Raw genomic sequence first — 21,800 nt, 5'->3', positions numbered from 1 at the left:
CCACCGTCCCCGGCGCGCCGGACGTCCCTCGACGGGGCTCAGCCTTCGTCGGACGGCACCGCCGCGGAGATCACGCCGCCGCCCAGGCACACGTCGCCGTCGTACACCACCGCCGACTGGCCCGGCGTGACGGCCCACTGCGCATCGTCGAAATCGAGCCGGAACGCCCGCGCGGCGTCCTCGCCGCCGCCGGCATGCAGGCGGCAGGCCGCGTCCGTCTGCCGATAGCGCGACTTGGCGGCATACGCCCCCGGCGCCGGTGGCGCGCCGGCGACCCAGCTCGCGTCGTCGGCCGTCAGCGTGCCGGAAAGCAGCCAGGGATGGTCATGGCCCTGCACCACCCACAGCGTGTTGCGCGCGATGTCCTTGCGCGCCACGAACCAGGGCGCGTGCGAGCCCACGCCACGCAGGCCCTGCGCCTCGACGGCCTTGAGTTCGGCGCCGCGCGCCTTCACGCCGCCGATGCCCAGGCCCTGGCGCTGGCCCAGCGTGTAGAAGCTCAGGCCCTGATGCTCGCCCAGGGTGCGGCCACGCTCGTCCTTGATCGGCCCCGGCGCCTTGGCGATGTAGCGGTTGAGGAATTCGCGGAACGGTCGCTCCCCGATGAAGCAGATGCCGGTCGAATCCTTCTTCCTGGCGTTGGGCAGGCCGATCTCGTCGGCGATGCGGCGCACCTCGGTCTTCCTGAGTTCGCCCACCGGGAACAGCGTCTTGGCGAGTTGCGCCTGGTTCAGGCGGTGCAGGAAATAGCTCTGGTCCTTGGCCGGGTCGAGGCCCTTGAGCAGCTGATGGCGCTGGGTCGCGGCGTCGAAGCGCACCCGGGCGTAGTGACCGGTGGCGATCCTGCCGGCGCCCAGGCGCATCGCATGGTCGAGGAAGGCCTTGAACTTGATCTCGGCGTTGCACAGCACGTCCGGGTTGGGCGTGCGGCCGGCCTGGTACTCGCGCAGGAACTCGGCGAACACGCGGTCCTTGTAGTCGGCCGCGAAGTTGACGTGCTCGATCTCGATGCCCAGCACGTCGGCGACCGCCGCCGCGTCGATGAAATCGACGTTCGACGCGCAGTATTCGCTGTCGTCGTCGTCCTCCCAGTTCTTCATGAAGATGCCGACCACCTCGTGGCCCTGCTGCTTGAGAAGGTGCGCCGTGACGGCGGAATCGACGCCGCCGCTCAGGCCCACCACGATGCGCTGCTTTTCCATAGGACCTGGATTCTCCCCGCCCGGGAACGCCGGCGCGCGGCGCCGGGCATCCGCGCGGCCGTGGCCCCCGGCGCCGGTCGAGGCGGACCGGCACGACGGGCGATGCGCGGCCGGGACAGCGGCGTTCCCGCGTCTTTGCTATGGTCGCCGCAGACTCTTCCCGCCGCCCGATGAACGACTCCCCTCCCGCCGGCCCCTTCGCGCCCTCCCACGCACCGGACGATCCCGCCGATGCCGCCCCGGCGGCGCCCGCGCCGGCCGCCCTCGTCGAGCGCCTGGTCTCGCTGATGCGCCTGCAGCCGCTGGGCGAAGACCGCTTCCGCGCGCAGAGCCACAACATCGGCACGCCCGCCGTCTTCGGCGGGCAGGTGCTCGGCCAGGCGCTGATGGCGGCCAGCCTGACGGTCGGCCCCGAGCGCCCGGTGCATTCGATGCACGCCTATTTCCTGCTGCCCGGAGAGCATGCGCCCATCGACTACGCGGTCGACCGCGTGCGCGACGGCCGCAGCTTCACGACGCGGCACGTCGTCGCGCGCCAGCAGGAGCGCGTGATCTTCGAGATGTCGGCCTCGTTCCAGACCGTGGACGACGGCGTCGAACACCAGTCGGCCATGCCCGCGCGGCCGGGACCCGAGGCCCTGCGCAGTGATCTCGAGCGTCGCTTCGACTTCGCCGACCGCATGCCCGAGCGCCTGCGCGTGAAGGCGCTGCGCCCGCACGGCCTGGAGTTCCGCAGCGTCGAGGACGACGACCTGCTCGCGCCCGTGGCGCGCGCGCCCGAGCGCTCGGTCTGGATGCGCGCCGTCGCGCCGCTGCCCGACGACCCGGTGCTGCACCGCGCGCTGCTCGCCTACGCCTCCGACCACGGCCTGCTCAGCGCGGCGCTGCTTCCACACGGCCTGAGCTACGCCCAGCCGCGCCTGCGCCTCGCGAGCCTGGACCACGCCATGTGGTTCCATCGCGACTTCCGCCTCGACGACTGGCTGCTCTACGTGATGGACTCGCCGAGCGCCGGTGGCGGGCGCGGCCTCAGCCGGGGCAGCGTGTTCACCCGCGACGGCCGGCTGGTCGCCTCGATGGCGCAGGAAGGCATGGTCCGCGTCCGCCCTTGAACCCCAACCCATGACACACCTCTTCGATCCCCTCTCCATCGGCCCGCTGACGCTGGCCAACCGCATCGTCGTCTCGCCGATGTGCCAGTACGCCGTCGAGGACGGCAACCCCGACGACTGGCACCTGATGCACCTCGGCCAGCTCGCCGCGTCGGGCGCCGGGCTGCTCATCGTCGAAGCCACCGCCGTCGAGCCGGAGGGCCGCATCACGCCCGCGGACCTCGGCCTGTACTCGGACGCCAACCAGGCCGCCTTCGCCCGCGTGCTGCGGGCCGTGCGACGCCATTCGCGCATGCCCATCGCCGTGCAGCTCGGCCATGCCGGGCGCAAGGCGTCGAGCCACGTGCCCTGGGACGGCGGGCAGTCGCTGCGCGCCGACGAGGGCGCCTGGACCACCTCGGCGCCGTCGGCGCTGCCGCACGCGCCGGGCGAGCCCGCGCCGGTCGCGCTCGACGCCGCCGGGCTGCAGCGCGTGACGGACGCCTTCGTGCAGGCCGCGCGGCGCGCCGACGCCCTGGGCTTCGACGCCATCGAGCTGCACGCGGCGCACGGCTACCTGCTGCACCAGTTCCTCTCGCCGATCGCCAACCGGCGCGAGGACGGATACGGCGGCTCGCTGGAGAACCGCATGCGCTTTCCGCTGGCGGTCTTCGACGCGGTGCGCGCGGCCGTGCCGCCGCGCATGCCGGTGGGCGTGCGCATCTCGGCCACCGACTGGGTCGAGGGCGGCTGGGACGTCGAGCAGAGCGCCGTGTTCGCACGGGCGCTGGCCGAACGTGGCTGCGCCTTCATCGACGTGTCCTCGGGCGGGGTGTCGCCGCTGCAGCAGATCCCGGTCGGTCCGGGCTATCAGGTGCCGCTGGCCGAGCGGATCAAGGCCGCGGCGCCGGGCCTGCCCACCTTCGCGGTCGGCCTGGTCACCGAGCCGGCGCAGGCCGACGCCATCGTCGCCGAGGGCCGGGCCGACGCCGTCGCGCTCGGCCGCGCCATGCTGTTCGAGCCACACTGGCCGTGGCGCGCCGCGATGGCGCTGGGCGCCCAGGTCACCGCGCCGCCGCAGTACTGGCGCTCGCAGCCGCGCGAGGCCAAGGCGCTGTTCGGCGACGCGGCCCGCATCGGAGCGCGCTGATGCCGCCCCGGCACGCCGCGACGCCCGGCGTGCCTTCGCCTTCCTCGGCTTCTCTTCTTCCGTCTCGAAAGGACGCCTCCGAATGACAGGCTTCGCCAAATACCGCATCGGCGGCAAGGTCCGGCTGCGCGACATCGATCCCGGCGACACGCCGTTCATGAAGGGCGACGAGCGCGACCGGCGCGAACGGCTCGACGAACTCGCGGAGGAACTCGACGAACTGCAGAACCTGCTGCACGCCGAGGGCCGGCGCAAGCTGCTGCTGGTGCTGCAGGGCACCGACACCAGCGGCAAGGACGGCACCGTGCGCTGGGTGTTCTCGCGCACCTCGCCGCTGGGCGTGCGGGTGGCGGCGTTCAAGGCGCCGTCGATCGACGAGCAGGCGCACGACTTCCTGTGGCGCTGCCATGCCGTCGTGCCGCGTGCCGGCGAGATCGGCGTGTGGAACCGCAGCCACTACGAGGACGTGCTGGTGCCCGTGGTCGACGGCTCGCTCGGCAAGGCCGAACTCAAGCGCCGCTACGACCAGATCAACGACTTCGAACGCCTGCTCGTGGAGACCGGCACGACGGTGCTCAAGTGCATGCTGCACATCGGCAAGGACGAGCAGAAGAAGCGCCTGCAGGCGCGCATCGACGACCCGGCCAAGAACTGGAAGTTCAGCCTGGGCGACCTCGACGTGCGCAAGCAGTGGAGCGCCTACCAGGACGCCTACGAGAAGGCGCTCGACGCCACCTCCACCGATGCCGCCCCCTGGTACGTGATCCCGGCGGACAGCAAGACGCACCGCAACCTGATGATCGCGCGGCTGATGGTCAGGACGATGAAGGCGATGAAGCTGGCGGCGCCGGTGGGCGATGCGGGGTTGAAGGGGCTGGTGGTGCGTTAAGTTCCGGGAACCGGGGCCGGAAGCAGCCGCTTCAGGTACCGCCCCGTGTGGCTCGCCTCGTTCGCCGCGATGTCCTCCGGCGTCCCCTCCCCCACCACGGTGCCGCCGCCGGCGCCGCCCTCGGGGCCGATGTCGATGAGCCAGTCGGCGGTCTTGATGACGTCGAGGTTGTGCTCGATCACGACGATGGTGTTGCCCGCGTCGCGCAGCTGGTGGAGCACCTTGAGCAGCAGTTCGATGTCGGCGAAGTGCAGGCCGGTGGTGGGCTCGTCGAGGATGTAGAGGGTCCGCCCGGTGTCGCGCTTGGAGAGTTCGAGGGCCAGCTTCACGCGCTGGGCCTCGCCGCCCGACAGCGTGGTCGCGGCCTGGCCGAGCTTGACGTACGAGAGCCCGACGTCGAGCAGCGTGTGCAGCTTGCGCTCGATGGTCGGCACCGCCTTCAGGAACTCGTGCGCGGCCTCCACCGTCATGTCCAGGATCTGCGCGATGTTGCGGCCCTTGTACTGCACCTCCAGCGTCTCGCGGTTGTAGCGCTGGCCGTGGCAGACCTCGCACGGCACGTAGACGTCGGGCAGGAAGTGCATCTCGACCTTGACCACGCCGTCGCCCTGGCAGGCCTCGCAGCGCCCGCCGGCGACGTTGAAGCTGAAGCGCCCGGGGCCGTAGCCGCGCTCGCGCGCGGTGTTGGTCTCCGCCATCAGTTCGCGGATCGGCGTGAACAGGCCGGTGTAGGTGGCCGGGTTGCTGCGCGGCGTGCGGCCGATGGGGCTCTGGTCGACGTTGATGACCTTGTCGAAGTACTCGATGCCCTCGATCGATTCGTGCGCGGCCGGCTCCTCGTGCGCGCGGTAGAGCGTGCGCGCGACGGCGGCGTAGAGCGTGTCGTTGACCAGCGTCGACTTGCCCGAGCCGGACACGCCCGTCACGCAGGTCAGCAGGCCGACCGGGAAGGCGACGCTGACGTTCCTCAGGTTGTTGCCGGTGGCGCCGACGACGCGGATCTCCTGCAGCGCGGTCTGCGAGGCGCGGTGCGCCGCCTCGCGCGCGGCGCGGCGCTCGGCCGCCGGGCTCTGCGGGAAGCGCGAGGCCTTCTTGCCCTCGTTGAAGGCCGGCTTCGCGACCGCCGGCAGCCAGGCGGTGCGCCGGCGCGGCACCTCGATCTTCCGCGCGCCCGAGAGGTACTGCCCGGTGAGCGAGGCGGGGTTGTCGCGCACCTGGGCGTACGTGCCCTCGGCCATCACGCGCCCGCCGTGCACGCCGGCGCCCGGGCCCATGTCGATCACGTGGTCGGCCGCGGCGATCATGTCCTCGTCGTGCTCGACCACGATCACGCTGTTGCCGATGTCGCGCAGGTGCTTCAGGGTGCCGATGAGGCGGTCGTTGTCGCGCTGGTGCAGCCCGATGCTGGGCTCGTCGAGCACGTACATCACGCCCGTGAGGCCCGAGCCGATCTGCGACGCGAGCCGGATGCGCTGCGCCTCGCCGCCCGAGAGCGTCTCGGCGCTGCGGTCCAGGCTGAGGTAGTTCAGGCCGACGTCGTTCAGGAACTTCAGCCGCAGGCCGATCTCGCGCACGATCTTGTCGGCGATCTCGGCCTTGACCCCGCGCAGGCGCAGCGTCTGGAAGTAGGCGAGGCTATCGCGCAGCGTGAGGTGGCTGATCTCGTAGATCGCCTGCTTTGACGGCGCGGCGTCGTCCACCAGGAACACGTTGCGCGCCTCGATCCGCAGCCGCGAGCCGTCGCATTCCGGACACGGCTGCAGGTTGCGATAGCGCGCGAGGTCGTCGCGCACGGTGGTCGAATCGGTCTCGCGGTAGCGGCGCTCGAAGTTGGGGATGATCCCTTCGAAGGGGTGCTTCTTCACCAGCTTCCTGCCGGCCGACTGGCCAGACTCCATCGTGTAGTCGAACTTGATCAGTTCCTCGCCCGAGCCCTGCAGCAGCACGTGGCGGACCTCGGCGCGCAGCGACTCGAAGGGCGCGTCGAGGTCGAAGCCGTAGTGCGCGGCCAGGCTCTCCAGCATGCTGAAGTAGTAGCCGTTGCGGCGGTCCCAGCCCTTGACCGCCCCGCTGGCCAGGGAGAGCGACGGGAACGCCACCACGCGCGCCGGATCGAAGAACTCGCGGTGGCCCAGGCCGTCGCAGCTCGGGCAGGCGCCCACGGGCGAGTTGAAGGAGAACAGCCGTGGTTCGAGTTCGGCGAGCGAGTAGTGGCAGACCGGGCAGGCGAACTTGGCGTTGAACAGGTGCTCGCGCGGCGCGGCCGCGAGGCTCGTCGGCGTGGGCGTGCCACCGTCGGGCGGCGCGTCCATCTCCACGGCCAGCGCCCGGCCGTCGGCCAGGCGCAGCGCCGCCTCGAAGCTCTCGGCCAGGCGCTGCTGCATGTCGGGACGCGCGCGCAGGCGGTCGATGACGACGTCGATGTCGTGCTTCTCGGTCTTCTTGAGCTTGGGCAGGTCGTTGTATTCGTAGGTCGCGCCATCGACCCGGAAGCGCACGTAGCCCGCGGCCTGCATCTCGGCGAACAGTTCGACGAACTCGCCCTTCTTCTCGCGCGCGACCGGCGCCAGGATCATGAGGCGCGGCTCGCCGGGGATGGCGATGACCGCGTCGACCATCTGCGAGACGGTCTGCGCCTGGAGCGCCAGGTGGTGCTCCGGGCAGAACGGCGTGCCGGCGCGGGCGAACAGCAGGCGCAGGTAGTCGTGGATCTCGGTGACCGTGCCCACGGTGGAGCGCGGGTTGTGGCTGGTGGCCTTCTGCTCGATGCTGATGGCGGGCGACAGGCCCTCGATGACGTCGACGTCGGGCTTGTCCATGAGCTGCAGGAACTGCCGTGCATAGGCCGACAGGCTCTCGACGTAGCGGCGCTGGCCCTCGGCGTAGAGCGTGTCGAAGGCGAGGCTCGACTTGCCCGAGCCCGACAGCCCGGTGATCACCACCAGCCGGTTGCGCGGGATGTCGAGGTCGACGTTCTTGAGGTTGTGGGTCCGCGCACCGCGGATGCTGATGCGCTGCTGCGCGAGCACGGCGCCCAGGTAGGCGTGGTCTTCAGGAGCGGTCACGGGCGGGGGAGTAACTTTGAGGCAACCGAACATGATAAGTGCCGGTTCCCGACCGTGCCTGTCGTCGACCTTCCCGAGAACGCCCGACCGGCGCCGCGGGTCGCCGCCGAGGGCCCCGGAACGTCCGGTTCGCCCGCCCCCACCGGGTTGATTTCGGGCACTGCGGCACAATCTTCGTCCTTCCCCTTTTCCTCCTCCTTTCCTCCATTCATCAGGAGCAGCGCACACATGGCATCGGTCAACAAAGTCATCCTCGTCGGCAACCTCGGCCGCGATCCCGAAACCCGGACCTTCCCCAGCGGCGACCAGGTCTGCAACGCCACCCTGGCCACCACCGACAAGTGGAAGGACAAGCAGAGCGGCGAGATGCGCGAGGCCACCGAGTGGCACCGCCTGGTCTTCAACGGCCGCCTCGCCGAGATCGCCGCGCAGTACCTGCGCAAAGGCTCGCAGATCTACGTCGAAGGCCAGATCCGCACCCGCAAGTACCAGGACAAGGACGGCGTCGAGAAGTACGCCACCGACATCCGCGTCGACCAGATGCAGATGCTGGGCAGCCGCCAGGGCCAGGGCGGCCCGTCGGGCGGCGGCGAGGACGAATACGGCGGCGGCAACGGTGGCGGCTACGGCCAGAGCGCCGGTGGCGGCGGTGGCGGCGGCGGCGGTGGTGGTGGTGGCTACTCGCGCCCGCCGGCGGCCGCGCCACGCGCGCCGGCGGCCCGTCCGGCGCCGGCACCGGCGAAGTCCTCCTCGGGCTTCGACGACATGGACGACGACATTCCGTTCTGATCGTTCACGACCCACGCCGGCCCGTCGGCGGCCCGGCGGGCGGCGTCCCTCTCAGCGCGACGCCCGGAACACCACCCACTGGTTCAGGGCGAAGTTGACGAAGAAGGCGACGCCGATGCCGCCGACCTTCGCCAGCACGGCCGGCACGCCGTCGACGTGCCGCAGGATCGCCAGCGTGACGCCCACGTTCACCGACAGGCCGACCAGCGCGGCGGCGATGAACACCGCGAAGGCCCGCCCGGTGGGGACGTGCCCGAAGACGAAGCGCGCGGACAGCTGGAAATTGAGGATCGCCGCCAGCGCGAAGCTGGCGACGGCCGCGGGCAGCGGCGCGACGCCCAGCCACGTCAGCGCCGCGAAGCCGCCGGCATCGACCACCGCCGCCGCGCCGCCGGTCGCGACGTAGCCTCCGAGCCGCTTCAGCAGGGGATGCATCCGCTCAGCCCGCCGCGAGCATCGGCGCGAACACCGGATCGTCGAAACGCGTGAAGGTGCGCCAGCCCGGCCGTGGCTTCGACGTGCGGATCAGGCTGGCGACGCCCGCGCGCCGCGCCGCCGCGCCGTCGCGCTCGACCCGGTCGCCGATCAGCAGCGTCGCGGCCGGTCCGGTCCCGGCGCGGGCCATGAGGTCGAGCAGCCCGCGCGGATGCGGCTTCAGGATGCCGACGCCGGGGTCGGTCGCGCTGACGATCACCTCGGCCTCCAGCCCCAGGGCGGCGAGCTTGGCGCGCGCGGGATAGTCGGAGACGACGCCGATGCGCTTGCCGTGACGACGCAGCCCGTCGAACAGCCGGGCCACGCCGTCGTAGCGGCACGCCGCCAGGTAGGGCAGCGGGCGGCGGTCCATCCACTCGTGGGCGATGGCGCGCACCCGGTGTTCGTCGCGACCGGTCGCCAGGCCGGTGCGCCGGACCAGTTCGTCCTCGAAGCCGTCCTGCTCGGCGTCGCCGAGTTCCTCGCGAAGGTGACGGTAGCGCCCGATGACCGCGGGCACGTCCAGGCTGCGCGCGCGCAGCACGTGCCAGCCCATGTCGCGCATCATCCGCAGCCGCAGGCGCCGCTGGTCGTACAGCGTGCCGTCGACGTCGAACGCGACGAGCGCGATGCGCGACCAGTCGATCGCGCCGGTGCCTTCCGGATCGTTCGCCGCGCTCATCGCAGGTCGATGAACTGCTGGTCCGTGAAAGACTCCAGGAACGGCGAATCGACGAAGGTGGCGGCCAGGAAGCCCAGGCCGAGCACGACCATCATCGTGAGCAGGCCGCGCTCGCGGAACAGCTTCTCCGGCTTCTGGGCCGACGATCCGGGCTGCATCGACAGGGCCAGGTAGTGGCCGAACAGCGCCACGATCAGCGGCATCAGCAGGATGTACTCGATGCGGTACTTCAGCAGGAACACCGCCAGGAAGAACGCCGAGAGCATGGCGTAGACGAAGCACGAGACCGTCAGCGCGGTCTCGCTGTAGCCGGCGAAGCTCGCGCGATAGCGCACCAGCAGGTCGCGGCCGTGCGAGGCGACGATCTCGCGGTACTCCGACAGGCGCTTGGCCGCCATCAGGAACGCCCCGCCCAGCCAGTACGACAGGATGACCGAGCCCGGCGGCAGCGTCGTCGCATCGACCATGGCCCAGCCGATCATCAGGCGCAGCGGGTTGTTGATGGACTCCGAGACGACGTCGAGGTAGGCCTTGTCCTTGGTGCGGATGCCCGGCACGTTGTAGACCACGCCCTGCAGCGCGAACAGCACCGCGACGCCCAGCATCGTCCAGCTCGAGAGCCAGGCGCAGACCAGTCCCACGGTGACGAAGCACAGCCATTCGACCAGCACCCAGCCGCCGGAGAGCTGCGTCTGCACGGCGGAGCGCTTGGACTTGGTGGGGTGGTGCTTGTCGGATTCGCGGTCGAGCCACTCGTTGATGACGTAGTTGGCCGAGGCGATGCACACCGCCACCACCAGCCCCAGGACCACGTGCAGTGCCAGGTCCTGGTTGTGGACGCCGCGCAGGACGAACGCCAGCACGATGCCCGGCACGATGAAGATGTGCTTGGTGCTGTGGTCCAGGCGCGCGATCGCCAGGTAGTCCTTGAATCCGCCGGCCCGTTTCGGGGGCGGCAGACCGGCGCTCAGGTGGGGCTGTTGCATGGGGAGTCCTTTTTCCATGGGTGATGGCGGGGGGCCTGATGAAGTGGAGGAGACGGGAAACGAGGGGAATGCCGGTGCCTGTCAGCGGTCCAGCAGGTGGACGTCGAAGGTCTCGTCGGTGCAGCAGACGGGCCCGAAGCTCGCCAGGCGCCGGGTCGCCGAGAGGAATTCGGCCACCTGCGCGGGCGTGGTGGAGAACGTCCAGTTGTAGCCCTCGGTCACCGTCGCCGCGGGCGCGGGCGCGGCCGCGTCCAGGCGGTGCGCGAGCAGGATGATCACCGGGCGCTGCGTCTCGGCGCGCAGGCGCCGCGCGTCGGCCAGCACCTCGTCCAGGCCGAGCGCCAGGCGGGCCTTGCGCGTGAACATGACGACGTTGCCGAAGCGCTGTTCGCGCAGCAGGTAGGTGCGGTTGGGGAGGTAGTGGGCGACCGATTCCACCAGGTAATCGGGGTCGGCCACGATGATGGCGTCGCGCAGTTCGGGCCGGCTCGCGACGAGCCGCACCAGATCGCGGCTGCGGCTCTCCGGCGCCTCGCCGGCGAAGAGCGACACCGCGCGGGACGCGCTCGAGGCGATCTGCAGCGCCAGCAGCAGGTAGAAGCACACGCGGCCGGCCCGGCTCAGCCGGCGCCGCAGGGGCGAGAGGTCGGGCGCCGGTGCCGCGCGTCCCACGATCCAGTAGAGGCTCAGCAGGAAGACCAGCCAGACGGCCTGATGGCGGTAGTCGCCCACGTAGATGAGCGAGAAGAACACCGACAGCCCCAGCAGCGCCATGCCGCCGGCGACGACCGCCGCAGGCCGCGCCGCGAGGCCAAGGACGCTGCCCACCATCAGCAGCGACGTCGCCGCCTGCACGACCCGTTCCAGGGACGGACCCCAGAGCGGCGTGGCGCTCAGCACCGACTCGCCCAGCGCGTGGCCCGACAGGTAGGGAAAGCCCATGGAGGGCAGCAGCAGGGCCTTGGCCAGTGCCGCCAGGCTCCAGCCGCTCGCGTCCACGCGGGCGGCGTCGTTGAAGGGCGGGTAGATGGTGGCCGCGCACACCACCACCCCCAGCACCGCCAGCGCGGCGTTGACCCAGAAGTTGCGCCACGCCCCCGCGCGCAGCCCCGCCCCGCGCCAGCGCAGGTCGAGCAGCCAGAACAGGCTCAGCGCCCCGGCCAGGATGGCCGAGTGCACGTTGCAGTTGGCCAGCAGCGCCAGCACCACCCCCAGCGCCACCCCCCGGTCGCGATGGCGCTCGTAGAGCGCGGCGAACGCGAACATCAGCAGCATGGCGATGCCGTAGTTGCGCGCCATCACCGAGTACTCGTAGAGCGCCGGGCGCCCCAGCATGAACACCCCCACCAGCACCGCGCCGAACGGCGAGCGCCGCACCAGCAGCACCATCGCCGCCACCGCCACCGCCACCGAGACCACCGGCAGCAGCGCCGTCGCCGGCACCACCGTGGCGCCCGCGCGCAGCAGCAGGTACCACAGCGCGGGGTGGCCCTCCCCGTGCAGCCCCCGCAGCATCCCCAGCACCCCCTCGCCCTGCAGCGCCAGCGACAGCGCGCGCACCTCGTCGCGCCACACCACGTGCCGCGTCAGCAGCGCCAGCACCAGCGACAGCCAGACGGCCAGCAGCAGCCACCCGGTGCGGCGTCGCAGGTGCGGAGGTTCCCAGTGGGGCACAGAGCGGTCGGCTTGCATCTTCGTTGGTCGAACCTTTCGGCATGGGCGTCGCCGCGACCCCGGCGGGCGCCGGAGGTCCAGGCATCCGCGACATGGGGCGGTTCCGCGCAGGGCCGAGCCCGAACTGCCGGAGCCGCCGCCGGTCAGGGCGCGGGGTGGAATGCATGGCATCGCATGCAGGGGGAGGAACAAGCATCGCGGCGACCTGGTGTCGTTGCGCAGCGGCTCGACGGGAGCCGAATGCTTGGCATCGGTCCTTAGACCGTGAACAATTGTATAAAGGGCACTACTAAAGTCCTATCGATCCTCAAATTTGAGGTCAATGCCCTTGCTTCTTTGTGCCGCATCTGCCACAGCAGATCGCTTTTTGCCGGTCAGCGCGCCGGTCCGGTGGTCTCGGCGGGCATCGTATCGCCGGCCGGCGGCAGGATCGCCCAGCCGACCGTGACCTCGAAGGGCCGGCCGAAACGCCGCGCCGTCAGGTGCAGCGGCGGCTGCACCCGCAGGCCCGGAAAGCGCGCCGACCAGTCCGCCGGCGGCAGGACCGGCGGCGTCTCCAGCACCTGGCCCGACACCGCCTCCCACACGAACACCGCGCCCCGCGTCCGCACCGCGGCGTCGTCGAGCCAGGCGGCGCGGCCGGGGTCGGCGTCGATGTACACAGAGGGCCGTCCGCCGGCCTGCGGCGGCAGGTACTGCGCCACGTTGCCCGCCGGCCAGGCATGGCCCGCGACGATGCGCAACGGCGCCTGCGACCCGACCGCCCGGTGCCAGCCCTGCGCCACGTCCACGGCCAGTTCGCGCCCGGGGTAGTGGATGCGCGAGAGCCGGCCGCGCGCGAGCGGCCCGCCGATGGCGATCAGCCCGTAGAGCAGCACCAGCACCAGCGTCCAGACGGCGAAGGCCCAGGCGAAGCGCTTCGGGTGCCGCAACCGCAGGCCGAGCGCCGCCGCCAGCGCCGGCCCGATCACCAGGAACAGGGGCGAGCCCCACATGTCGTGCAGGTGCACCCCGGCCGCGCCGGCGATCAGGTAGATGGCGAGCGGCCCACCGCCCATCGCCAGCAGCAGCCAGCCGTCGCGGCCCCGCAGCGCGACGCCGCCGTCCGCCGCGCGGTTCCCGGCGACGCCACCGGCCACGGCACTCCCAGCCACGGCACCGCCGCCGCGTCGCCGCCAGCCGTTGGCGATCCACAGCAGCAGCGCCAGGGGCGCGACCGAGCCCGCCTGCGCGCCCAGGAAGGCGGCGATGTCCTTCAGGCGGGCGACGACCGCGCCGCCGGAGCCGCCACCCGCCGCCATCGCGCGCCCGGTGGCATAGCGCAGCGTCGGATAGTCGTTGGCGTGCGCCCACGCCAGGTGCGGCGCGAACATCGCCAGCGAGATGACCAGGGTCAGCCAGGGGCCGGCGCCGCGCCAGTGGCCGCGCAGCGACGGCACCGCGATCAGCGCCACCGCCATCGACACCGGCAGGGTCAGGAAGGAGTACTTGCCCAGCGCCCCGAAACCGCACGCCACCCCCAGCAGCACCCACCAGCCCAGGCCGGCGCCGCCCGCCGTGCCCGGAGCGCGCCGCGCCGCGCGCCAGAAGGCCAGCGAGGCGATGGCCCAGCACGGGTACTGCACCACGTTGGCGTTGAATTCCAGGCCGGTGAGGTTGTAGTAATTGACGCCCTCGAGGGCCATCACCGCCACCAGCGCGGTCCACGGCGGCAGCACGTCCCGCGCGATCTCCCAGGCGGCCCAGAAGGCGGCGGCGATGGCGAGCTGCGAGAGCAGGAACAGCGGCCAGTCCAGGGACCCCCAGCGGAACAGCTCGGCCAGCCAGCCCGAGGCCGGCGGGTGCTTGTAGTAGCCGGCCTGCCACTCGCGGCCCCAGCTCAGGGCCTCGATGGTGTCCAGCGGCAGGTTGGCGGCCAGCAGGCTCGGCAGCAGGGTCCAGAGCGCGACGTGCAGGAGCGCGAAGCACCCGAAGGCGGCGGCCGGCGACAGGGCGTGCGGAGGGCGGGTGCGGTCAGGGCGCATGGGGGAGGCGGCAGGGGAAAGGGCCCGGGGCGGTGGCCGGCGGGGCGTCAGCGAGGACAATCGGGGCCGCCCGGCATCGGAACGGCGCGGTGCGCGCGGATTATCTCCATCGCATGGCGCGCGTGCCCCGCCCGTCCCTCGAAACGAACGAACATGTCCTTCTATCCGCCTTCGCTGGAAGATTCGCCCGACCCGGTCTCCCGTGCCTCCTACGCCGCGCGGCTCGCCGATGCCTTCGCGCCCGCCGGCTTCGCCGCGCTGCCCTCCGGCAAGGCCGGCGTCGCCACCGGCCGCGAGACGCTGCGCCTGAGCTGCGTGGTGCCGGCCTACAACGAGGCCGGCCACCTGGCCGAGTTCCTGGCCGCGCTGCACGCCGCGCTGACCGCCCTCACGCCCGATGTCGAGATCATCGTCGTCAACGACGGCAGCCGCGACGCCACGCGCGAGATCGCCCACGCGCACGCCGAGGCCCTGGGCGTGCGCTACCTGGAGCTGTCGCGCAATTTCGGCAAGGAAGCGGCGCTGACCGCCGGTATCGCCCACGCGCGCGGCAATGCGGTGCTGCTGATCGATTCGGACTTCCAGCACCCGCTGTCGCTCGTGCCGGAGATGGCGCGGCTCTGGCGCGACGGCTACGACATGGTCTACGGCGTCATCGCCGAGCGCGACGCCGAGTCGTGGGGCAAGCGCGCCGGCAGCGACCTCTTCTACGGCCTGCTGCGCATGGGCAGCTCGGTCCACATCCCCAAGCACGCGGGCGACTTCCGCTGGATGGACCGCAAGGTGGTCGACGCGCTGCGCCGCCTGCCCGAGCGCAACCGCTTCATGAAGGGGCTCTACGCCTGGGTCGGCTTCCGCTCGGTGGCCCTGCCCTTCACGCCCGACGCGCGGCGCGGCGGCGAATCGAGCTTCAGCCTGCGCGGCCTGGGCATGCTGGCGCTCGAGGGCCTGACCTCCTTCAGTTCGCTGCCCCTGCGGGTGTGGAGCGCGGCCGGGCTGATCATCTCGTTCCTGGCGATCTGCTACGGCCTCTACATCGCCGTGGGCGCCTGGATGTACGGCAACCCGCTGCAGGGCTGGCCGACCCTGGCCGCCGGCCTGATGCTGTTCTCCGGCGTCCAGCTGCTGTCGATCGGCATCCTGGGCGAGTACATCGGGCGCATCTACGTCGAGGTCAAGCGCCGCCCGCTCTACCTGCTGGCCGAGGACCTCGACCACAGCCCACTGACCGACGCGCACCACCCCCATCCGCAACCGCACCCGCAGACGTCGCGGCCCCGCTCGGAGCCGCACGCCGCGCCCCGTGCGCGCGACGCCGCGCGGGGCGACGGCGGCCCGACGCATGCCGTCTGAACGCCCGGACCGGGACGCGCCCCCGGCCGGGACCGGCGCCGCGCACGCGGGCCCGCGGCCGGACGGCGCGGCCCCCCGGTCGCCCACACGCATCGCGCTGTGCGCCGACGACTTCGCGCTGCATCCGGCCGTCGACGACGCGGTGCTGCGCCTGGCGCACCAGGGCCGGCTGGGCGCGACCAGCTGCATGACGACCTCGCCGCGCTGGGCCGAATCCGCGCGCGGACTGCGCGCCGATGCGCCGCCGGGCTTGGCGACCGGTCTGCACCTCAACCTCACCGAAGGCCATGGCGGCGCCGCGCCGACGCTCGTCGCCGTGCTGCGCGACACCTATGCGCGCCGTCTCGGAAAGGCCGATGCGCGCCGTTCGGTCGTGCGCCAGCTCGACGCCTTCGAGCAGGCCATGGGCCGGGCCCCGGATTTCATCGACGGCCACCAGCACGTCCACCAGCTGCCCAGAGTGCGCGACGCCCTGCTCGACGTGCTGGCCGAGCGGTATGGCGTCGCGGCGGACGCGGCGGCGATGCCCGCCGTGCGCGCCACGGTGCCGGCGCGGCGGGCCTGGGGCGTGGGCAAGGCCGGCGTGCTGGCCGTGCTGGGCGGCTGGGAATTGCGCCGCCGGCTCGACCGGCTGGGCATCCCCCACAACACCGGCTTCGCCGGCGTCTACGGCTTCGACGCCCCCACCCCGGCCGACTACGGTCGCCACATGGACCGCTGGCTCGCCGGCAGCCCCGACGGCACGCTGATGATGTGCCACCCGGCGACGTCGATCGTCACGGGCGACGCCATCGCGGCGCAGCGCGTGGTGGAGTTCGACTACCTCGCCTCGGACGCCTTCGGCGACAGCCTGCGACGGCACGGTGTCGTGCTGGCGCGCTTCGACGGCGCGCGCTGAACGGGGGCGCTCAGGCCGGCGCCAGTTCCTGCTGCACGCTCGCCAGGATCTCGTAGGAGCGCAGCCGCGCCGCGTGGTCGAACACCTGCGAGGTCACCATCAGCTCGTCCGCGCCGGTGCGCTCGACGAACGCGGCGAGCTGTTCGCGCACCGTCTCCGGCGCACCCACGGCCGAACACGACAGCACCGAGTCCAGCAGCGTGCGCTCGCCAGGCCCGACGTTCTCGCGGTAGCCCCGCACCGGCGGCGGCAGGCGGCCCGGCCGGCCGCTGCGCAGGTTGACGAAGGCCTGCTGCCACGAGCTGGCCTGGAACTGCGCCTCGGCGTCGGTGTCGGCCGCGAACACGTTGAAGCCCAGCATCACGTACGGGCGGGCCAGCTGGGCCGAGGGCTTGAAGGTCTCGCGGTAGAGGCGCACGGCCTGCATCATCTGCTGCGGCGCGAAGTGCGACGCGAAGGCATAGGGCAGGCCCAGGTGGGCGGCGAGCTGGGCGCCGAAGGTGCTCGAACCGAGGATCCAGACCGGCACCTTCAGGCCGCGGCCCGGCACCGCCAGCACCGACTGGCGCGGCGACTCGCTCATGAAGTCCATCAGCTCGATCACGTCCTGCGGAAACTGGTCGGCGTCGGACTGCAGGTCGCGCCGCAGGGCCTGCGCGGTGCGCTGGTCGGAGCCCGGCGCGCGGCCCAGGCCGAGGTCGATGCGCCCGGGATAGAGCGATTCGAGCGTGCCGAACTGCTCGGCGATCACCAGCGGCGAGTGGTTGGGCAGCATCACGCCGCCCGCGCCGATGCGGATGGTCGAGGTGCCCGCGCCGATGTTCGCCAGCAGCACCGACGTCGCCGCGCTGGCGATGCCGGGCATGCCGTGGTGTTCGGCGAGCCAGTAGCGGCGGTAGCCCAGGCGCTCGCCGTGCTGCGCGAGCGAGAGCGAATTGCGGAACGACTGGGCGGGGGTGCTGCCTTCGCAGACCGGGGAGAGATCGAGGATGGACAGCGGAGTGGACGGGGTGGACGGCGTGGTCATGCGCCCATCATCCGCCGCCCGGAAAACGCTTGCCGGCGCGAGGTTTTGCCCGGCGCCGCGCCGGCGGGGCTCACTCCTTGACCGACCCCGTCATGCCCGAGACGTAGTACTCGACGAAGAACGAGTAGATGAACGCCACCGGCAGCGAGCCCAGCAGGGCCCCGGCCATCAGCGGCCCCCACTGGTAGACGTCGCCCTGCACCAGCTCTGTCACCACGCCCACGGGCAGCGTCTTGACCTCCGACGAGGAGATGAAGGTGAGCGCGTAGATGAACTCGTTCCACGACAGCGTGAAGGCGAAGATGCCGGCCGAGATCAGGCCCGGCACCGCCAGCGGCAGCACGATCTTCACCAGGATCTGCCAGCGGTTGGCGCCGTCGATGAGGGCGCATTCCTCCAGCTCGGCCGGGATGGAGCGGAAGTAGCCCATCAGCAGCCAGGTGCAGAACGGGATCAGGAAGGTCGGGTAGGTGAGGATCAGCGCCCAGCGCGTGTCGAACAGGCCGAGGTTGAACACCACGTTGGCCAGCGGGATGAACAGGATCGACGGCGGCACCATGTAGGCCAGGAAGATCCCCAGCCCGACGTGCTTGGCGCCGGAGAACCGCAGCCGCTCGATGGCGTAGGCCGCGAACACCGACGCCGCCAGCGAGACGAAGGTCGAGACCACCGACACCAGCACCGTGTTCCACAGCCACTGCGGGTAGGCGGTCTGGAACAGCAGCTTGTGGAAGTGCGCCAGCGTCGGCGTGATGACCCAGAACGGATTGCCGTCGCGCGAGAGCAGCTCGGCGTCGGGCTTCACCGAGGTGATCGCCATCCAGTAGAACGGGAACAGCAGCACGATCAGGAAGACCACCAGCGGCAGGTACACCGTCACCATCTTGCGCGGCACGGAGTCCAGGAAACTCATGCCGACGGTGTCGGCGCGGGCGTCGGAGGTCTTGCTCATTTGTCGCTCCCGCCCTGTTGCCAGGCGCGTCGCTGCAGGCCGAAGAAGCTGAACATCACGCAGGCCAGCAGGAACGGCACCATCGCGATGGCGATGGCCGCGCCCTCCCCGAGCGCGCCGCCGGAGATGGCGCGCTGGAACGACAGCGTGGCCATGAGGTGGGTCGCGTTGAGCGGCCCGCCGCGCGTGATGACGTAGATCAGCTGGAAGTCGGTGAAGGTGAACAGCACCGAGAACGTCATCACCACCGCGATGATCGGCGTGAGCAGCGGCATCGTGACGTGGCGGAACTGCTGCCAGGGCGTCGCACCGTCGATGGCCGAGGCCTCGTAGTAGGACGGCGAGATGGTCTGCAGGCCGGCCAGCAGCGTGATCGCCACGAAGGGCACGCCGCGCCACACGTTGGCGATGATCACCGCGACGCGCGCGTTCCACGGGCTGCCCAGGAAGTCGATGTAGCTGTCGATCAGCCCCATCTTCACCAGCGCCCAGCTGATGATGGAGAACTGCGAGTCGTAGATCCACCAGAAGGCGATCGCCGACAGCGCCGTCGGCACGATGTAGGGCAGCAGGATGACCGCGCGGAAGAAGGTCTTGAAGCGGATGTTGCGGTTGAGCAGGATCGCCAGCCACAGCCCGAGGAAGAACTTCAGCACGCTCGCCACCGCCGTGTAGAACAGGGTGTTGAACAGCGCCAGCCGCACCACCGAGTCGCTCCAGAGGTACTCGTAGTTCTCCAGCCCGATCCACTGGCCCGGCCGGCCGACCTTGGCGTCGGTGAAGCCGAGCCAGGTCCCCAGCCCGAGCGGATAGGTCAGGAACAGCAGCAGCAGCACCGCCGCCGGCAGCATGAACATGAAGCCCAGCGCGTTGCGGCTGTTCTGCATCCTCGCGATCAATGTCATGGGACCCCTTCCGTGGTGTCGAGCGAAGACTGGAGGATCAGGTCTTGTAATAGCGCTCGGCGCGCTTCTGCGCGCGTTCGGCCGCCTCCTTGGGCGTCCTCGCGCCGCTCGCGGCCTCGGCCACCATGTTCGGGATGATGAAGTCGGCCGCCGCGCCGGCCGAGGCGTAGCCCAGCTTGCCGTCGTAGCCGCCCGGGCGCAGGTTCTTCACCGAGTCGCGGTAGGGCATGTTCTTCGGGTCGGAGGTCCAGATCGCGCTGTTCTCGTAGAAGCGCAGCGGCTGGGCGACGTAGCCGCCGCCGCCCTGCAGCCAGGGGTCGAACTGCTCCTTCTCCATCATGAAGCGCAGGAACTCCTTGGCCGCCATCGGGTACTTCGTGTACTTCATCACCATCTGGTTGAAGAACAGGTGCGACTCGGTGGGCACGCCCACCGGCCCGATCGGGAACACCGCGTGGTTGATGTCGGCGGCCAGCTCCTTGAGCTTCGGGTCGGCCGAGTTCTTCGAGGTGAAGTAGATCGAGATGCCGTTGTTGGTGATGCTGATCTGGCCGTCGAGGAAGGCCTTGTTGTTGTTCGGGTCCAGCCACGACAGGGTGCCGGGGATGAAGTTCGCGTAGAGCTCCTTGGCGTATTCGAGCGCCTTGATCGTCTCCGGGCTGTCGATCACGACCTTGTTGGACTTGTCCACCAGCTTGCCGCCGTGCGACCACACCAGCCAGTTGCACCACACGCTGTCGCCCGTCGCGTTGCCCAGCGCCATGCCCCCGGGCGTGCCCTTGGCCTTGAGCGCCTGGTAGAGCTTGAGGAAGCCGTCGGTGGTCTTGGGGAAGGTGTCGAAGCCGGCGGCCTTGACCATGCTCTCGCGGTAGACGATCAGCGAACCGGAGGCGCCCAGCGGCAGGCCGATCCATTTCTTGCCGTCGGGCCGCATGAAGGCCTCGCCGGCGGGATACCAGCCGCCGTACTTCTTGCCCAGGTACTCGGCCAGGTCGGTCACGTCGAGCAGCTTGTCGGGGTACAGGTTGGCGTCGTCGTTGGTCGACAGGATGATGTCCGGGCCGGCGCCGGTGTTGGCCGCCACCGCCGCCTTGGGACGCACGTCCTCCCAGCCCTCGTTGTCCACCCGCACCTCGACGCCCGTGGCCTCGGTGAACTTCTTCACGTTGGCCATGTAGGCGTCGATGTCGCCCTGCACGAAGCGGCTCCAGCGCAGCACGCGCAGCTTGGCGCCGGCTTCGGGCTTGAAGGTCATGGTCTGGGCCTGCGCGGCCGTCGCGAACAGCGTGCTGCCCGCGCCCAGCGAGGCGGCGGCGGTGAGGCCGGCGGTGCCTTCCAGAAACCTGCGGCGATTGAACTCGGTCATTCGTTTGTCTCCTGGTCTTTTCGTGAATGGAACGCGCGGACCGATGCGCGTCCGCGCGCGGGGGGACGGGACGGCGGCGCCTTCAGGCCGCCAGGCGGGCGCCGGTGTCGGCGTCGAAGAGGTGCGCGCGCTGCAGGTCGGGCTGCAGGTGGATGACGCTGCCGGGCTCGAAGTCGTGGCGCTCCCGGAAGACCGCCGACAGCTCGGTGCCGGCGTGGCGGCACGAGACGAAGGTGTCCATGCCGGTGGGCTCCATCACCACCACACGGGAGGGGATGCCGTCGTGCGCGGAGAGCACCAGGTGCTCGGGCCGGGTGCCGTAGACCACCGGCTGGCCGTCGGTGCCGCCGGCGTGCAGCGGGGCGTCCAGGCGCGTGCCGTCGGCCAGCTCGACGTGCGCCGCGCCGCTCGCGCGGTGCAGCGTGCCGGGCAGGAAGTTCATCGACGGCGAGCCGATGAAGCCGGCCACGAACTGGTTGGCCGGGCGGTCGTACAGCTCCAGCGGGCTGCCGGTCTGCTCGATGCGGCCGTCGCGCATCACCACGATCTTGTCGCCCATGGTCATGGCCTCGATCTGGTCGTGCGTGACGTAGATGGAGGTGGTGCGCAGGCGCTGGTGCAGCTCCTTGATCTCGCTGCGCATGGCCACGCGCAGCTTGGCGTCGAGGTTGGACAGCGGCTCGTCGAACAGGAACACCTGCGGGTCGCGCACGATGGCGCGTCCCATCGCCACGCGCTGGCGCTGGCCGCCGGAGAGCTGGCGCGGGTAGCGCTCGAGCATCGGCACCAGCGCCAGGATCTCGGCGGCGCGCTGCACCTTGGCGTCCACCACCGACTTGTCGGCCTTGGCCAGGGTGAGCGAGAACGCCATGTTGTCGCGCACCGTCATGTGCGGATAGAGCGCGTAGTTCTGGAACACCATCGCGATGTCGCGCTCCTTCGGCGGCAGGTCGTTCACGCGCCGCTCGCCGATGCGGATCTCTCCGCCGTTGACCTGCTCGAGCCCGGCGATCATGCGCAGCAGGGTCGACTTGCCGCAGCCCGACGGACCCACCAGCACGGTGAAGGAGCCGTCCTGGATGTCGATGTCGACGCCATGGAGGATGGGCACCTCGCCGAAGTTCTTCTTGACGCCCTGGATCGTGACACTCGCCATGGAATGGAAATCCTCTGGAAGGTTTGCGGACCGGCGCAGTATCTGCATGCCGCGCGGGCCTCGCCATACGGACAAACCGTTAAGAGAAAACCCGCTTACATCCTCGCCCCAAATTTG

Annotated in this window: 18 protein-coding genes; 6 read left to right on the top strand and 12 right to left on the bottom strand. The window is 70.9% G+C overall.

Annotated features, from left to right (window positions below; genetic code table 11):
* Positions 1-38 precede the first annotated feature (38 nt).
* A complete protein-coding gene (gene mnmA / locus NF681_04605; GenBank protein ID UST54493.1) occupies positions 39-1,202 on the bottom strand; it encodes a tRNA 2-thiouridine(34) synthase MnmA in 1,164 nt (387 codons plus the stop codon).
* Positions 1,203-1,489: 287 nt separating this feature from the next.
* Here mnmA and NF681_04600 point away from each other — a divergent pair, with 287 nt between their 5' ends.
* The 3 genes from NF681_04600 to NF681_04590 all read left to right on the top strand — a co-directional run bounded on the left by NF681_04600 (position 1,490) and on the right by NF681_04590 (position 4,332).
* Positions 1,490-2,314: an acyl-CoA thioesterase II gene (locus NF681_04600; GenBank protein UST55866.1), complete on the top strand. Its 825-nt coding sequence runs from the start codon at positions 1,490-1,492 to the stop codon at positions 2,312-2,314.
* 10 nt (positions 2,315-2,324) lie between these two features.
* The gene (locus NF681_04595) at positions 2,325-3,443 is read left to right on the top strand and encodes an NADH:flavin oxidoreductase/NADH oxidase (protein ID UST54492.1); all 1,119 of its coding nucleotides are present in this window, start codon (positions 2,325-2,327) and stop codon (positions 3,441-3,443) included.
* Between the two features lie 82 nt (positions 3,444-3,525).
* Positions 3,526-4,332, top strand: coding sequence for a polyphosphate kinase 2 family protein (locus tag NF681_04590; GenBank protein UST54491.1), 807 nt, complete (start codon positions 3,526-3,528; stop codon positions 4,330-4,332).
* Here NF681_04590 and uvrA read toward each other — a convergent pair.
* Positions 4,329-7,430, bottom strand: coding sequence for an excinuclease ABC subunit UvrA (uvrA, locus tag NF681_04585; protein ID UST54490.1), 3,102 nt, complete (start codon positions 7,428-7,430; stop codon positions 4,329-4,331). The genes NF681_04590 and uvrA overlap by 4 nt on opposite strands.
* A 195-nt stretch (positions 7,431-7,625) precedes the next feature.
* On the opposite strand from uvrA, the gene ssb reads away from it, so the two are divergent.
* Positions 7,626-8,186 carry a single-stranded DNA-binding protein gene (gene ssb / locus NF681_04580; protein ID UST54489.1) on the top strand — a complete coding sequence of 187 codons (561 nt, stop codon included), beginning with the start codon at positions 7,626-7,628 and terminating at the stop codon, positions 8,184-8,186.
* A gap of 51 nt (positions 8,187-8,237) precedes the next feature.
* Here ssb and NF681_04575 read toward each other — a convergent pair whose 3' ends face one another.
* From NF681_04575 to NF681_04555, 5 genes are all read right to left on the bottom strand, one after another.
* Entirely contained in the window at positions 8,238-8,621 is a 384-nt protein-coding gene (locus NF681_04575) for a GtrA family protein (GenBank protein ID UST54488.1), read from the bottom strand.
* Between the two features lie 4 nt (positions 8,622-8,625).
* The gene (locus NF681_04570; GenBank protein ID UST54487.1) at positions 8,626-9,342 is read right to left on the bottom strand and encodes an HAD family hydrolase; all 717 of its coding nucleotides are present in this window, start codon (positions 9,340-9,342) and stop codon (positions 8,626-8,628) included.
* A complete protein-coding gene (locus NF681_04565; protein UST54486.1) occupies positions 9,339-10,328 on the bottom strand; it encodes a UbiA family prenyltransferase in 990 nt (329 codons plus the stop codon). The genes NF681_04570 and NF681_04565 overlap by 4 nt, the downstream gene beginning before the upstream one ends.
* Positions 10,329-10,409: 81 nt before the next feature.
* Positions 10,410-12,002: a hypothetical protein gene (locus NF681_04560; GenBank protein ID UST54485.1), complete on the bottom strand. Its 1,593-nt coding sequence runs from the start codon at positions 12,000-12,002 to the stop codon at positions 10,410-10,412.
* A gap of 374 nt (positions 12,003-12,376) precedes the next feature.
* On the bottom strand, positions 12,377-14,026 hold the full coding sequence (locus NF681_04555; protein ID UST54484.1) for a glycosyltransferase family 39 protein: 1,650 nt from the start codon (positions 14,024-14,026) through the stop codon (positions 12,377-12,379).
* Positions 14,027-14,179: 153 nt separating this feature from the next.
* Here NF681_04555 and NF681_04550 point away from each other — a divergent pair, with 153 nt between their 5' ends.
* Both NF681_04550 and NF681_04545 read left to right on the top strand, forming a co-directional pair.
* Positions 14,180-15,379: a glycosyltransferase family 2 protein gene (locus NF681_04550; protein ID UST54483.1), complete on the top strand. Its 1,200-nt coding sequence runs from the start codon at positions 14,180-14,182 to the stop codon at positions 15,377-15,379.
* Positions 15,369-16,277, top strand: coding sequence for a ChbG/HpnK family deacetylase (locus tag NF681_04545; protein UST54482.1), 909 nt, complete (start codon positions 15,369-15,371; stop codon positions 16,275-16,277). The genes NF681_04550 and NF681_04545 overlap by 11 nt, the downstream gene beginning before the upstream one ends.
* A 10-nt stretch (positions 16,278-16,287) precedes the next feature.
* Here the strand turns inward: NF681_04545 and NF681_04540 are convergent, their stop codons facing one another.
* The 5 genes from NF681_04540 to ugpC all read right to left on the bottom strand — a co-directional run bounded on the left by NF681_04540 (position 16,288) and on the right by ugpC (position 21,683).
* Positions 16,288-17,304: an LLM class flavin-dependent oxidoreductase gene (locus NF681_04540; protein ID UST54481.1), complete on the bottom strand. Its 1,017-nt coding sequence runs from the start codon at positions 17,302-17,304 to the stop codon at positions 16,288-16,290.
* Positions 17,305-17,374: 70 nt separating this feature from the next.
* A complete protein-coding gene (locus tag NF681_04535) occupies positions 17,375-18,256 on the bottom strand; it encodes a carbohydrate ABC transporter permease (GenBank protein ID UST54480.1) in 882 nt (293 codons plus the stop codon).
* Positions 18,253-19,155 (bottom strand): sugar ABC transporter permease, encoded by a 903-nt coding sequence (locus NF681_04530; GenBank protein UST55865.1) that lies wholly within the window; start codon positions 19,153-19,155, stop codon positions 18,253-18,255. Before NF681_04530 ends, NF681_04535 begins: the two co-directional genes overlap by 4 nt.
* Before the next feature lie 43 nt (positions 19,156-19,198).
* Positions 19,199-20,527, bottom strand: a complete 1,329-nt coding sequence (locus NF681_04525) for an extracellular solute-binding protein (protein ID UST54479.1) — start codon at positions 20,525-20,527, stop codon at positions 19,199-19,201.
* 82 nt (positions 20,528-20,609) lie between these two features.
* The gene (ugpC, locus tag NF681_04520; GenBank protein ID UST54478.1) at positions 20,610-21,683 is read right to left on the bottom strand and encodes a sn-glycerol-3-phosphate ABC transporter ATP-binding protein UgpC; all 1,074 of its coding nucleotides are present in this window, start codon (positions 21,681-21,683) and stop codon (positions 20,610-20,612) included.
* Positions 21,684-21,800 lie beyond the last annotated feature (117 nt).

This window comes from Comamonadaceae bacterium OTU4NAUVB1, assembly GCA_024372625.1.
Taxonomy (GTDB): domain Bacteria; phylum Pseudomonadota; class Gammaproteobacteria; order Burkholderiales; family Burkholderiaceae_C; genus Variovorax.
This window is presented reverse-complemented; position numbering and strand designations above follow the sequence as displayed.